This window comes from uncultured Friedmanniella sp. (genome assembly GCF_964244005.1).
In the GTDB taxonomy this organism is placed as follows: domain Bacteria; phylum Actinomycetota; class Actinomycetes; order Propionibacteriales; family Propionibacteriaceae; genus Microlunatus.
Genome location: NZ_CAXTHG010000011.1, coordinates 1 through 13,335, shown reverse-complemented (window position 1 = coordinate 13,335; position 13,335 = coordinate 1). Strand labels below are relative to the sequence as shown.

Genomic DNA, 13,335 nt, shown 5'->3' with positions numbered 1-13,335 from the left:
CCAAAGCAGTCGCAACAGACAACACCACCTCGGTCAGGGTCGCAGCGCTGGCGGTTTTCGTGGGCGGGGTGGACACACGGAGTCTCCTGAAGGTGGGACGAGCGACTGCCCGCGGCACCGAACTTAGGGATGTGAAGTCAGGAGCAAACGGAGCAGACGAGCCACCTCCGCGGCCATCGCCTCCCGCGCCGGACCGAGGTACTTCCGGCTGTCGACCAGGCCGGGTCGGTCGGCCAGCACCGCGCGCACCTCGTCGGTGAAGACGTGGTTGAGGTGGGTGGCGATGTTGATCTTGGTCATCCCGGCCGCCACGGCCCGGAGGATCTCATGATCATCAACGCCCGAGGAGCCGTGCAGCACCAGCGGAACGCCAACCACAGCACGGATTTCCTTGATCAACTCGAGGTCGAGCCGAGCACTGCGTTCGGTCATGGCGTGCGAGCTGCCGACGGCGACGGCCAGCGCGTCCACCCCGGTGGCGGCCACGAACGCGACGGCCTCGTCCGGCCGGGTGCGGGCGCCCGGCGCGTGCACGCCGTCCTTGCCGCCGACCTCCCCCAGCTCGGCCTCGACGTCGACCCCGTGCGCGTGGCCGTGCGCGACGACCTCCGCGGTGGCGGCGACGTTGTCGGCGTACGGCAGCGCCGACCCGTCGAACATGACCGAGCCGACGCCGAGCGCGAGAGCCTCGTGCACCAGGGCGACGTCGGTCGCGTGGTCGAGGTGCACCACCGCGGGTACGGCGGCGGTCTCAGCCAGGGCCAGGGTCGCCAGCGCGATCGGCCGCAGACTGCCGTGGTAGCGGACCGCGTTCTGGGAGAGCTGCAGCACCACCGGCGTCCCGGCCTGCTCGGCGCCCGCGACGATGGCCTCGGCGTGCTCGAGGCTGAAGACGTTGAACGCCCCGAGCCCGCAGCCGGCCTCCACCGCCGCCTGCAGCACGTCGACCAGCCGAGCCCGCGTCACCGGTCCACCCAGACGCCACGCTGCAGCACCCGCGACAGCCGACCGGAGTCGTCGACGACGCAGAGGTCCGCGGCGGCACCAACCTCGATCACCCCGACCCCGTCCAGTCCGTGCCGGCGGGCCGGCGTGCTGGCCGCGAGCCAGGCGGCCCCGGGAACGCTCAGCCCGATCCCCACCAGGAAGGCGAAGCCGGCCGCCATCGTCAGGGTGGAGCCGGCGATCGAGCCCGGCGAGCCGTCCTCAGCTACCAGTCGCGCCTCGCCGCGGCGGACGACCACGTCCAGGCCGCCGAGGGTGTAGCCGCCGTCCGGCATCCCGGTGGCGACCATGGCGTCGGTGACCAGCGCGACGCGGTCGAGCCCGGCGGCGGCCACCGCCATCCGGACCACGTCGGGGTGGACGTGGAAGCCGTCGCCGATCAGCTCGACCATCGCCCGTTCGTCGTCCAGCAGCACCGGGACCGGCCCTGGCTCGCGCTGGTGGATCGGTCGCATGGCGTTGAACAGGTGGGTGGCCACCGACGCGCCGGCGTCCAGTGCCCGCCGCACGTCGGTCTCGTCCCCGTCGGTGTGGCCGATCGCGACGGCGACCCCGGCGGCGACCAGTCGGGCCGTCGTCTCCAGGGCGCCCGGCAGCTCGGGCGCCACGGTGACCATCGCGAGGGTGCCGTCCGCCGCCTCGAGCAGCCGGTCGACCGCGGCCGGCGTGGGGGGCGTGAGCAGGGCTTCGGTGTGCGCGCCCTTGCGTGCGGGCGAGAGGAACGGCCCCTCGAGGTGCACGCCGGCCAGCTCACCGGCGTGCACGAGCGGCGCGAGCGTCCGCAGCTGAGCCACCAGCGTGTCCAGGTCGGCCGTGACCAGGCTGGCGAACGAGCTGGTGGTGCCGTGCCGCCGGTGGAACCCGCGGGCCGCCAGCGCCTCGTCGGGGTCCACGGTCGCGTAGTCGGCACCGCCGCCGCCGTGCACGTGCGTGTCGACGAAGCCCGGGACGGCCCAGCCGGCCAACCGTTCGGCCCCCTCCGTCGGTCGCTCGGCGGGCCGGACCGTGGTGAACCGCCCGTCCGCCACCTCAAGCAGCACGCCGGTCGCCGCCCCAGGTGGCAGCACGGCCCGCTCGCACCACAGATCGGTCATGCACCCTCCTCGGATCGGACTCGGTCCCAGCCCACCAGACCGGCGCCGATCACGCCGGCGTCCGCGCCGAGCGCAGCCGGTAGGAGACGCGGTCGCCGCTGAAAGGTCATCGCGGCCGCGATCCCGGCCTCGACCGGGGGACCGATCAGGTCGTACGCCCCCGCGAGCCCGCCGCCGACCACGATGGTGGCCGGCGCCAGCAGGGTCGCGTACGTGTGCAACGCCTCGGTCAACGCGCGGACGGCCAGCCCGTACGCCGCCTGCGCGTGCGCGTCGCCGCCCCGGGCCAGGTCGGCGACCTGGCGGGCGTCGACAGCAGGACCGCCGGCGCGTCGCCCGTACGTGCGGGACACCCCGGTCGCGGAGGCGACGGTCTCCAGGCAGCCGCGCTGCCCGCAGAGGCAGTCGAGTCCCTGGGCGGCGGGGACGGCGGTGTGCCCGATCTCGCCGGCGTAGCCGTCGGCGTCGACCAGCCGGCCGTCGACCACCATGGCTCCGGCAATCCCGGTCCCCAGGGCGAGGAAGAGCAGGTTCGTGGCCTGGACGCCGGCCACATCCCGGCCCGCACCGACCCGCCACTCGGCCAGACCGCCGGAGCGGACGTCGTGGCCGACGGTGCCGGCCAGCCCCGTCCGCTCGGTCAGCTGCGCCCGGAGTGGGACGCCGTACCAGCCGACGTTCGGGGCCGCCCGGACGACGCCGCCGGGGACGTCGATGACGCCGGGAACGACGACGGCGTAGCCGAGGCAGCGGTCGGCCGGCCGGTCCCGGACCGCGTCGGAGAGCACGTCGGCGAGCCAGCCGATGGAGACCTGTCCGTCCGCGGTCTCGGTGCGCAGCCGACGGGGTGGGCTCGACGTACCGTCGCGCCCGGCGTACGCGAGCTTGGTCAGGGTGCCGCCGAGGTCGACGGCGACCACGTAGTCGCTGGGGTGGGACACGCGTCAGGCTGAGCCGGCAAGCACGACCGAGCGGGTGAGGTGGCGCGGGGCGTCCGGGTCGACGCCCAGGGCGATCGCGCGGGCCACCGCGACGCGTTGGGCGACCACGAGGTGTACCAGCGGGTCCTGGTCGGAGCTCACGAACGTCGCGCCCGTCGCTCGGACCTCGTCGACGAGCCCGGACGGTGGCTCGCCAAACATCCAGACCAGGCGACCGGGGCCGGCGATGGCCAGCGGGCCGTGCCGGTAGTCCATGGCCGGGTAGGACTCGGCCCACGACGAGGAGGTCTCGCGGAACTTCAGCGCGGCTTCGTGGGCGAGGCCGATCGTCCAGCCACGGCCGAGGAAGCTGACCTGCTCGGCCTCGGCCAAGCCGGCGGCGAGGGGCTCGACCACGGCCTGTTCGCCGGCGTCGGCGAGCGCGGCGACGTCGGCGCCGTAGGCGCCCCGGAAGAGCGCGAGCGTACTGGTGGCGAAGCGGGTCTGGACGACCGAGCGCTCGTCGGCGAAGGAGAGGTCGACCACCTCATCGGCCACCTCGGCCACCGGGGTGTCGAGGTCGCCGAGCACGACAGCCGTCGGCGTCCGACCGCGCAGCGACCGCAGCAGGTCGACGACCTCGGTCGTGGTGCCCGAGCGGGTGAGGGCGATCACGCGGTCGTAGCGGCGGTCGGGCATCTCGGAGGCGGCGAACGCGTCGGACTCGCCGTAGCCGGCCGACTCGCGCCAGGAAGCCAGCACCTGGGCCATGAACCAGGACGTTCCGCAGCCGACGAAGGCGATGCGCTCACCCCGCCGCTGGAGCGACGGCGCGAGCTCGCGGGCCAGAGCAGCCGCACGCCGCCAGCACTCCGGCTGCGATGTGATCTCGGCTTCGACGAAAAATCCCACAGTAACCCCTGTAGCATCTGACTTATGTTTGTTTTCCGCGTAAACGAGCAGATATGAACATATCATGGTCATGTATTGGCGCGTCGGCGCTCGGAGCGGAAGTAGGTGAAGCGATGACACGAGCCGAGCGTCTCACCGCGCTGCTTGAGCTGCTCGTCAACGCCGGCAAGCTCGACGTCGAGGAGGCGGCGACGCGGTTCGCGGTCTCGGCCGCGACGATCCGGCGCGACCTGGACTATCTCGCCGACCAACAGCTGCTGAGCCGCACCCACGGCGGCGCCGTCCCCAACACGACCTCCTACGACCTGCCGCTGCGCTACAAGTCGAGCAACCACGGCGAGGCGAAGAGCCGGATCGCCGCGCGGGCCGTGGCCATGCTCTGGCCGGGGTGCACGGTCTCGTTGAACGGCGGCACGACGACGGTCGAGGTGGCCCGGGCGATCCCCGGGGCGGAACCGCTGCACAACGGCATCACGGTGGTCACGAACGCGATCAATATCGCGACCGAGCTGACCGTCCGTCCGTTCATCAAGATCGTGGTCTGCGGCGGGGTGGCGCGACCGCAGAGCTATGAGCTGGTGGGGGCGATGGCCAGCGAGACCCTCAGCCAGCTGACGCCCGACATCTGCTTCCTCGGCGCCACCGGCCTCGACCCCGTCGCCGGCATCACCACCCACGACGAGGCCGAGGCCGCGATCAACCGGGTGATGGTGCAGCAGGCCAAGCGGACGGTGGTCGTCGCCGACTCGTCCAAGCTCGGCACGGTCGGTTTCTCCCGGATCTGCCACGTGCACGAGGTCGCCGCGGTGCTCACCGACAGCGCCGCCGACCCGGCCACGGTCGAGACGCTGCAGGGGTCCGGCGTCGAGGTCATCCTGGCCTGAAAATAGCCGTTGCGCATCGCCGAACCGCCACCTATCGTCGAACCACACGGAGAGGAGGTGGTCCAAAGAATGAGTGACTTTGGGACATGTGAGGTGTCGGCCAGCTAGCCGCACGCGCTGACTGTGCTAACTGGTCCCGTGCGGCCGGCTAATCCACAGCCAACACCCGAACCCGCGAGTGCCGGAGTTGTTCCCCGGCCGACGGACTCTCCAGAGAGAACGCCGATCAGCTCGCGGGTTCGTCCATGTCTGGACCTGATTCCCTGTCCGAAGGAGCGCCGTGGCCGACCGGGTCGTGCACGTCTCGCGTGAACGGCTGCCCGGCTGGATCGACGGTTTCGCCCGTCGGCACGGCTCCTTCACCGCGGGCCTTCGCAGCGACGCGGTCACGCTCACGGCCTCGGACGGGGCGGTGGCCGTCATCACCGTCCCGTTCCTGGGGTGGTCGCCGGTCGGCGAGCCTGTTCCCGCGTTGCTGGCCCACGTCGGTCAGGACCGGACGGTCGGGGTCGTGCTGGTACGCCTCGGCGGTTACGCGGTCGGCCGGTTCGTCGGGGATCGGCTGGTCTCGTCGAAGGTCGACTCGACCTACGTCCAGGGCCGGACCAAGGCGGGCGGCTGGTCCCAGCAGCGCTACGCCCGGCGCCGCGGCAACCAGGCCGCCCAGGCGTACGCCGAGACCGCCGACGTCGTGGCCCGGCTGCTGCTGCCCCACGTCGCCGACCTGGATGCCGTGATCGGTGGCGGCGACGCCGGCGCCGTCTCCGCCGTGCTGGCCGACTCCCGGCTCGCGCCGTTACGTCCGCGGCTACAGCCGCGCGTCTACCCCGTTCCTGATCCTCGGCTCAGGGTGTTGCAGGCCTTCCCGGAGCAGTTCCTTGCCGTCGAGATCAGCCTCAACGAGCTTGCGTGAGACGTTCGGCGGGAGATGCGACAGTTTCCGGCAGCGGTCGACACAGCAACCTCGCCCCAGTTGACGCCGCCGGCGACGTACTCCCAGCTTTCTTGAACCAGTGGCCCACCGCCTCGTTGGCGGCAGCGAGGGCCGCTCTTCACATTGTTGTAGGCCCCGCCAATGCCGTTGCGGTTGCGATACTCCGCCAGCTGTTGGTCGGTCACCGGGGACAGGCCGGCGGGGTCGACGGCGTGGATCGGGTCGTTGCCGGCGTAGGCGTACGGGTAGTTCTCGAACGTTTGCGTGAGAGTGTCGATGGTCGACGGACAGGAAGCTGCGGGCGGTCGAGTCGTAGACCCGAGCGCCCATCCACTCGAGACCGTCGATGGCGAGTCCGCCGGTCGAGTCGATCGCGACCGACGGACTGAGTGCGGTGCCACTCCTATCGAGCTGAGCGGCTCAAACTGTGGTCATCTGGACCGCGCGGCGTCTTCCTCGTTCCAGATCGAAGGACGTGCCCTTCCCGTACTTATTGAGAACGAGCCTTCTTGCTTTGGTTAAGGTTGTCGCCCACCCCTCAACTCGCAGTCCGGGGTCGTCTCGATCCAAATAAATTCTACGACCACGACCCGGTTCCACGCCAAGAAGATCCCCCGCCTCCGTGTCCCCCAACAGCTTCTTCTTTTGCCATCGTGACAAAGACTTTGTTCTGGTCACTCGCTATGATTCGGCCCTCCTCCGTGATCTTACCGGCAGAGGACTTCGACGGGTAGTGCCCAAGGCTCGGCAAAGTCGTGTTCAGCAGGTCAGGAGCACTTTGAGGATGGATTTCGGGTCACGGGCGTGATGTCGTAGGCCTTGGACGACGTGTTGGTGCCGACGTCACTCGTAGGAGACTGATCGCGGTGCTTCGCAGGGTAGCTGCTGGACGTTGTGAGAAACCAAACAGCATGTCGGGGCTACGAGCCCAACCCCAGTCAGGCACCCCTCTCAAGTTCGTAGAGCCCCTCTGGGGGCGGCTAGATCGATAGATAGCGCGGCGCCCCGCGACCGTCACCAGCTCACTGCTCACCACTGCTACGCCGCGTCGCGCCGCAGTCAAGGAGGACGGGCGCAGCACCCTCGCCGTCGTCGGCGAGCAACTCCAGCACCGCGGAGGAGCGAGTAGATCAGTCACCCGGAGAGGCGTCGTCTCCGGTATCCGGCTCCGGCTCAGTCCAAGCAGGCCAAGGGCGCTCGCCCCACCTTTCCTCAAGCTCGTCCTCGGTGTACACCCGGCGAAACGAGCTGGCAAGAATACTGCGCGCATGGGACAGCCGACGGGTAGCGCCGCCCGTACTGGAATACTCATGGATCCAGGTGTGCCCGGGATCCTCCCCCGAAGCCTCCCTGCTCCCCATGCGGTCGAGCGACACGACAACATCGGTGAGAATCTCGAGCAGTTCGTCCGCCTCGCCAGCCGTCAACTTGATCTCATGCTCCAGCTTCATCGCATCCTCACAGGATTCAACATATGCACGTCACCTCGTATGAAATGCTCAAATCGGCCTTGGCGTGAATCAAACTGCGCCTTGAGTCTATGGCTGAGCATATCGAAATCGACGACACTGTGACCACAACCTGGATCAATACCAAGGAATTCTTCCGCCCTCACTGGCGACAGCATCTTCCCCTTCGCCTTCGAGACGAAGACTTTATTTCTGACCAGTCGCCAACGATCGTCCTGCTTGTATCATCTTTCGGCAGCGGACTTCCTTGTGTAATGCCTGACGCGCGTCAAGCAGTGGTTGTGAACTAGAAGCCAGCAATGTCCAGCTCGGACGTGGTAGTTGACGACCTGGCTGTCGAGGTCGTACGTCCAGCGGGCGGTGCCAGCTCCTGGAGCCGAGTGCTCGACAGTGAGAGGCCGCGGACGTCGTACCCCAATTCGGCCCCGTTGGCTCGGATCTCGTTGTAGACGGCGGCCTTGAGCGGCGGGTTCCGGGCAGCCAAGGCGAACACACGGACACCCCAGGGATCGCTCGTCTCCGTAGGGACCCAGGCCATGCACGTCTCGCCAGACACCGGGAGGTCGCCGTCGGCGTCGGGCGCGTGCGCGCCCAGGATCGACATCGTCGAGCTTGCGTAGTTGCTGAACCATTCCTGCTGAGTACTGGTCTTTGCGGTCACCGCGGCCTCCTCGGGCTGTTCTCCTCGACGACCCTCACGCAAACTTGTCTTGCCGACCGGAAAGTCCGCTGGCTCCTCGGGCACCAATCCCCTTCAGGGGTAGCGCCACCGCCGCCTGCGGTCGAAATGTAGCTTCGCCTCCCCTCGCGCCGTCGACTGTTGGTTCTCAAGAGGTCAAGCGTTCCCGATCTGCCGCAGTAGCCCGGAGGTCGCTATTTCGTGCGTGACAGGTAAATCCAAGTAACGCCGTCTGACGGCGCGGTCTGCCGCTCACTACGAATGGCAATGTGCCTACTCACGTGCACTTCGACCTCCGCTATCGTCTCGAACTCATCAAGGATGTCCAGCATCTCCTCTTCGTCCTCCTGTGATGCGTAGGGCATCTGGAAATGGAAGATTGCATTTCTCCCCTTCACTTCGATGCCGATCGCAGTGGCATGCGGAGGGTACCTACCGAGCGATGCCTGTACCGCTTGGCAAACGAGGTAGTTCTCCCAGAACGGAATACGTCCGTACTCTTCAGAGTCAAAGAAGTCTAGCTGACTCATTTCGCCTGCCATCCTGGGTTAGTCGGGACGACACTCGGCGATGTCGAGCCCTTAATGAAGTGAACGTCAGTGGTTGGTTCAGGTATCAGTATCGAGGGTTATGGTTGAACCCCGACTGACTAGGAGTTCTGACGACTACGTCATTCTCGGTCCGATAATTGCGTATTTTGATGGTCCGCCTCTAGCGGAGTCGATACTCAGTTAAGTCAGTCAATCGAGAACTGTGTCGGGCCAATCCGCCGGATCTGTTTCGGTTTCTAACTTTTGGGGGACGACCAGGCGACTAACCCAACCGCCGTGGCCGCATGTTTGACAGCGGATAACGCACCACCCAAGCCTGGTCTCTGGCGCCGCTACGTGACACAACGATTCAAGTCCCGTACAGCGGCATGAGGGGCAGAGCATTTGAGCGGGATCGTCACCTAGGAGAACTGCTTCGAACCTCTTCAGCCATTTAGCGTTCAGCCGCATGTTTACCATTGGTAGTCGATCTCGTACGCTGCCTTCTCGAAGGCTTGCAGGTCTTCGGAGGTCTCGGCTGACCAAAAGTTTTCATCTGGTCGACATGAGTTCTTCGTGCCCCAAAGTCCTGACGCAGAGCTGTTCTCGATGAAAACGCGTCGAGATAGAGGTGGATGTGCTTCGCATCAGGAGTGTGGCCCATCAAGTCTCTTCCGATTAGGTCAGACTTCCAAACAACTTCACTCTCACGCCATCCAGGCCGATACCAGCTTTCTCTTGCTTCCGAACGGACATGCCTTTAGTGATACCCTCTGCGAGAGCCCGCTGAACTCTCCGGTGTTCGATATCTCCCAAAAGAGGCCACTCCCGGACTGCAGGAGGAACCTTACTTAGCGAGTAAGCGAACGAGATCGAACTGGACGAACACCGCTCGAACGCGAGCTCCCGAGCCTTTGGGGGCGGCTAGATGACGCGGACCACCTCGACCGTCTCCAGCTCGCTGCTCACAGCTGCTGCGCCGCCCTGCGCCGCAGTCAAGGAGGACGAACGCAGCACCCTCGCCGTCGTCGACGAGCAACTCCAACACCACGCAGGAGGGAGTAGATCAGTCGCCCGGAGATGCGTCGTTTCCGATATCCGGCTCGGGCTTAGTCCAGGCAGGCCACGGCCGCTCGGCCCATGCTTCCTCAAGCTCGTCCTCGTCGTACACCCGGTGAAACGCGTAATCAAGGATACCGCGCGCATGGGACAGCCGACGGGTCGCGCCGCCCGTACTGAAATACTCATGGATCCAGGTGTGCCCGGGATCCTCGCCCGAAGCCTCCCAGCTCCCCATGCGGTCGAGGGAGACGACAACATCGGTGAGAATCTCGAGCAGCTCGTCCGCCTCGTCAGCCGTCAACTTGATCTCATGATCCAAGTTCATCGCACCCTCACAGGATTCAACATCTCCACGTCACCTCGTATGAAATGCTCAACTCGGCCTTGGCGTGAATTGAACTGCTTTTCGAGTCTGTGACTGGGGACGTCGAACTCGATCACACTGTGGCCCCGACCCGGTGTCAGGCCAAGACGAATTCGCGCCTCCTCGCCCCCCAACAGCTTCTCCTTCGCCTTCGTGACGAAGACTTTGTTCTGGTCACTCGCTATGATTCGGCCCTCCTCCATGATCTTATCGGCAGCCGACTTCGACGTGTAATGCCGGACGCGCGTCAAGCAGTCGTTGTGAACCAGGATCCAGTCATGCCCGGCTAAGACGTAGTAGTTGTGGAGGCCCTCGACCTCGAAGTTGTGCACCGTCGCGGTCTCACCCGTCGCGTTGACGGATAGTACCTCGATGGTGCTGCCGTCGGGTCGAACCAGGAGGTCGCCTTTCTCCATCTCGTCGACCGGCGTGTAGCCCTTCCCCGCAACCATGAACGGGTGCTCGGACGTGGCGGTGACCTTCTCGCCGTCCTCGACGACGACGTCATAGGTCGGCTTGTCCTCGTGCACGTAGGTGCGCACAACCCGGCGCTTCTCGGTCTGGTTCGTCTCAGGGTTGTACGCGAGGACCTCATCATCGGTCTCGACGTCCTCGATGGCCTTGCTCGACCCATCCGCAAGAAGCACGTCCGTGCCGGCGACGAAGCACCCGTCGGCGACGGTGGCTTCGACCTTGCCGAGCAGCTTGTTGGTCGGAGCCCCGTGACCGATCCCCGCGGTGACTCCGTCCAACGCCGCGTTGCTGGCTGTCGCCCGAACCAACCCGCTCACCGTCTTGGGGCCGGAGCCGGTGAGGTAGTTACCTCCGCCGCTGAACGCTCCCTCGGCGACGCTGCTGCCCACGTTACTGAGAACGGTGTTCGCGCCCGTGCTCAGGGCTGTCTTGGCGATCGCCCCGCCGACACCGAACCCGACAGCACCCGCCGCGCCCGAAACAGCGACCTGACCCCAGTTAACCTCGCCCGTGGTCGCCTTCTGGATGATCGTGTCCGCGCCGGCGGACACGAGCATCATCCCGGCTGGACCACCGACGCCGGTAGCGATAAGCACCGCGCCACCGACCACCATCGCGCCGCCCGCGACGTACTCCCAGTTATTCTCGAACCAGTGCCCGACGCCGTTCGCGACTGTGCTGGCCGTGCTCTTCACCGCGTTGTATGTCCCGACAATGCCGTTGTTGTTTCGATAGTCGGCGAGCTGGGAGTCGGTAACCGGCGCCAGCCCGAGCGGATCCAGAGCGTGAATCGGGTCATTGCCGGCGTAAGCGTACGGGTTGTTATCCCACGACCGCGTCAAGTTGTCAACCGGGTCGACCGACAGGATGCCGCGGGCGGTCGAGTCATAGACCCGGGCGCCCATCCACTCGAGACCGTCAATGGCCAGGCCGCCAGACGGGTCGATCGCGACCGACGGACCGAGCGCGGTGCCGCCGCCCGCGGCCCAGGGGTCGGCGTCAGTGGAGCGGGCGGTGCGCCAGCCCGGCGCTGTCCAGTCACTGCCGATGCCGGTGACCGGCCCGGCCGAGAGGATCGGGGTGTCGCCGGCGAGGACGGGTGCGCCAGCGTAGGCGGCGGTGTCCCAGAAGAACTCGGTGACCAAGATCGCATGGACGGCGGTCGTCGCTGTTATCTGTAGCCGCTTTCACACCTTTTGTCATTTCGTGGACCAGGATGGCGCGCTATGAATCGGTGGGGGTGAATACGTTGTCAGTTACCGCTAAACAATTGCGGCTTCATGCTGGTGGTGTCGTGAGGCTGCGCCTTAGCCTTCAACGCCATCAAGCCGGGGGTACCTGGCCCCAGCGAAGGTAGTGCCTAGTGGATCATCGGAACAACCACTGCTCCCGCCGCGCGCCAAGCATCAAGTCCAGAAACGTCATCAAGTTCAAAATGCAAGACGACATGGAAAGGAACAGCCGGCCGGTCCCACCACGCTCCCTCGTTTACCGGATGAGAATAAATCGCCATCGCACTAACGAGACTCCGTATGAGAGTCTCAAAGTCTTCGACGTGATCCCGAGATAACACCTGGGAGGCATCGGAGATTGCTACCACGACCCCGTCCCCGCGAGGGAGCCAATCCATGTCGTTCAGGCAGTCCTGCGCGGCAGACCAGTTCTCTCCAAAGTAGTATGAGAATTGCAAGGCTGGCGATACTTCGTTCATCAGATCCGCTAATACTTCTATCTTGTATCCGCGAGCCACTCGCGCAACCAGCCCTGAGTCAGTCCATCCGAGCACCGCGTTGTAGAGCTCACGAACCGTTCCCCTGAATGCAAGAAAGGACGTATCGCTCCCAACTGACATCAACTCTCCAATGTCATCCATCGGCACTAGTCTTCCCTTCGGGTTCCACAACGCGGGTCTAGTAATGGTGCTTCCCGGCGGACCATTTGTTCGCGTCCACTAAGAAGTAGTCGGCCCCATCCGTCTTGGAAAAACATTTTCCGGGGTAAACGGGGCTCACATTAGCCAAATTTGGATGCTCCGCGGCAGTCGTAACAAACTGATAACTGGAAGAAACGCCCGGGCGAGACACTTTGTCGAATCGTCGTACCTAGACGGCAGAATCAACACTGAAAGACGGCCAAAGCGCGCCCGACGATGATCAACGACCACCGTGTGAACCATGCAGCTTGAACGCCTCGACTCTGGCGAGATTTATAAATTCGCAGGGAGAGAGCCTCACCATGGATCGGTTGCTTGTAGCTCTGGACTCAGCAGGTCTCGCAATTCACACCCCGGCTGGCCGGGGCTTGGCATAGCCTCGACTCCACCCGTCGCGATCACATTCTTCATAGTTTCAGAAGCAGCAGGATATGTTTCATTCATCCACCTGATCACCACATGTGCAACTTCGGGAGCGTCCTCGAGATGGTCGACTACCCAGGAGACAATTTCTGCGATGAATAGGGTGGGGAGGAGTTCCTGATCGTAATATTCGAGGTGATCCTGCAGGAGGGGCCGAAGAGTTGGTTCGCCATCAACCAGATCTTGAAACGCCGAAACCACGTCGCTCACTGGGCCCCTCACGGAAGAACGTCCCCGAGTTCCATCCTCAAACTCTCGGCTACTAATCTATCTTGGTATGGTGCATCTGGGTACTTCCGCTGCCAATTCTTGATGCCTCTCAATGATTCACGACCCTTAGCAACATGCATCCTGCCGTGAACCTCCTGCTGAGTAGCCACTTCGTATCGAATTGCGTCCATCGTTGTCCCATTTCCTATCCGGTTTTCATTCGTAGTACCCCTGTAGAGATTATCCACAATATTATATAGGCGCGTACCTGGCGTTACCTCTGGTGTAGGCAGGACGCAGGTGTTGTGAGCAAGTATCCAATGCTCACCTGCTTGGACGTAGTAGTTGTGGAGGCCGTCGACTTCGAAGTTGTGAACCGTCGCGGTTTCGCCGGTGGCGTCGACGGACTGAACCTCGATAGTGGTGCCGTCGGGGCGGACCA

At 65.1% G+C, this 13,335-nt stretch carries 13 protein-coding genes and 1 pseudogene; 2 read left to right on the top strand and 12 right to left on the bottom strand.

Features of this window, described 5'->3' with window-relative positions; genetic code table 11:
- Positions 1-123 precede the first annotated feature (123 nt).
- The 4 genes from ACFE76_RS08875 to ACFE76_RS08860 are packed head-to-tail and all read right to left on the bottom strand — an operon-like array spanning position 124 to position 3,931.
- Positions 124-966 (bottom strand): ketose-bisphosphate aldolase, encoded by an 843-nt coding sequence (locus ACFE76_RS08875; RefSeq protein WP_375431386.1) that lies wholly within the window; start codon positions 964-966, stop codon positions 124-126.
- Entirely contained in the window at positions 963-2,099 is a 1,137-nt protein-coding gene (locus tag ACFE76_RS08870) for an N-acetylglucosamine-6-phosphate deacetylase (RefSeq protein WP_375431385.1), read from the bottom strand. The genes ACFE76_RS08875 and ACFE76_RS08870 overlap by 4 nt, the downstream gene beginning before the upstream one ends.
- Positions 2,096-3,040, bottom strand: coding sequence for an ROK family protein (locus tag ACFE76_RS08865; protein WP_375431384.1), 945 nt, complete (start codon positions 3,038-3,040; stop codon positions 2,096-2,098). Before ACFE76_RS08865 ends, ACFE76_RS08870 begins: the two co-directional genes overlap by 4 nt.
- Before the next feature lie 3 nt (positions 3,041-3,043).
- Positions 3,044-3,931 (bottom strand): SIS domain-containing protein, encoded by an 888-nt coding sequence (locus tag ACFE76_RS08860; protein ID WP_375431383.1) that lies wholly within the window; start codon positions 3,929-3,931, stop codon positions 3,044-3,046.
- Between the two features lie 113 nt (positions 3,932-4,044).
- On the opposite strand from ACFE76_RS08860, the gene ACFE76_RS08855 reads away from it, so the two are divergent.
- The gene (locus tag ACFE76_RS08855) at positions 4,045-4,815 is read left to right on the top strand and encodes a DeoR/GlpR family DNA-binding transcription regulator (protein WP_375431382.1); all 771 of its coding nucleotides are present in this window, start codon (positions 4,045-4,047) and stop codon (positions 4,813-4,815) included.
- A 280-nt stretch (positions 4,816-5,095) separates the two neighbouring features.
- Positions 5,096-5,728 carry an acVLRF1 family peptidyl-tRNA hydrolase gene (locus ACFE76_RS08850; protein WP_375431381.1) on the top strand — a complete coding sequence of 211 codons (633 nt, stop codon included), beginning with the start codon at positions 5,096-5,098 and terminating at the stop codon, positions 5,726-5,728.
- 1,151 nt (positions 5,729-6,879) lie between these two features.
- On the opposite strand, the gene ACFE76_RS08845 is transcribed toward ACFE76_RS08850, so the two are convergent.
- The 8 genes and pseudogenes from ACFE76_RS08845 to ACFE76_RS08810 all read right to left on the bottom strand — a co-directional run.
- Positions 6,880-7,200 (bottom strand): hypothetical protein, encoded by a 321-nt coding sequence (locus tag ACFE76_RS08845; protein WP_375431380.1) that lies wholly within the window; start codon positions 7,198-7,200, stop codon positions 6,880-6,882.
- 304 nt (positions 7,201-7,504) lie between these two features.
- A complete protein-coding gene (locus ACFE76_RS08840; protein WP_375431379.1) occupies positions 7,505-7,879 on the bottom strand; it encodes a hypothetical protein in 375 nt (124 codons plus the stop codon).
- A 212-nt stretch (positions 7,880-8,091) separates the two neighbouring features.
- Positions 8,092-8,427 (bottom strand): hypothetical protein, encoded by a 336-nt coding sequence (locus tag ACFE76_RS08835; RefSeq protein ID WP_375431378.1) that lies wholly within the window; start codon positions 8,425-8,427, stop codon positions 8,092-8,094.
- 1,066 nt (positions 8,428-9,493) lie between these two features.
- A complete protein-coding gene (locus tag ACFE76_RS08830) occupies positions 9,494-9,814 on the bottom strand; it encodes a hypothetical protein (RefSeq protein ID WP_375431377.1) in 321 nt (106 codons plus the stop codon).
- Positions 9,811-11,472, bottom strand: coding sequence for a polymorphic toxin-type HINT domain-containing protein (locus ACFE76_RS08825; protein ID WP_375431376.1), 1,662 nt, complete (start codon positions 11,470-11,472; stop codon positions 9,811-9,813). Before ACFE76_RS08825 ends, ACFE76_RS08830 begins: the two co-directional genes overlap by 4 nt.
- A 215-nt stretch (positions 11,473-11,687) precedes the next feature.
- Positions 11,688-12,200 (bottom strand): barstar family protein, encoded by a 513-nt coding sequence (locus ACFE76_RS08820; RefSeq protein WP_375431375.1) that lies wholly within the window; start codon positions 12,198-12,200, stop codon positions 11,688-11,690.
- Between the two features lie 357 nt (positions 12,201-12,557).
- Entirely contained in the window at positions 12,558-12,893 is a 336-nt protein-coding gene (locus ACFE76_RS08815) for a hypothetical protein (protein ID WP_375431374.1), read from the bottom strand.
- An 8-nt stretch (positions 12,894-12,901) separates the two neighbouring features.
- Positions 12,902-13,335, bottom strand: a pseudogene (locus tag ACFE76_RS08810) (hypothetical protein); the annotation flags it as partial.

Excerpts from the sequence above, each read along its gene's own strand:
- ACFE76_RS08870 (WP_375431385.1), bottom strand. The coding sequence starts at position 2,099 with ATGACCGATCTGTGGTGCGAGCGGGCCGTGCTGCCACCTGGGGCGGCG.
- ACFE76_RS08855 (WP_375431382.1), top strand. The coding sequence starts at position 4,045 with ATGACACGAGCCGAGCGTCTCACCGCGCTGCTTGAGCTGCTCGTCAAC.
- ACFE76_RS08845 (WP_375431380.1), bottom strand. The coding sequence starts at position 7,200 with ATGAAGCTGGAGCATGAGATCAAGTTGACGGCTGGCGAGGCGGACGAA.
- ACFE76_RS08835 (WP_375431378.1), bottom strand. The coding sequence starts at position 8,427 with ATGAGTCAGCTAGACTTCTTTGACTCTGAAGAGTACGGACGTATTCCG.
- ACFE76_RS08830 (WP_375431377.1), bottom strand. The coding sequence starts at position 9,814 with ATGAACTTGGATCATGAGATCAAGTTGACGGCTGACGAGGCGGACGAG.
- ACFE76_RS08820 (WP_375431375.1), bottom strand. The coding sequence starts at position 12,200 with ATGGATGACATTGGAGAGTTGATGTCAGTTGGGAGCGATACGTCCTTT.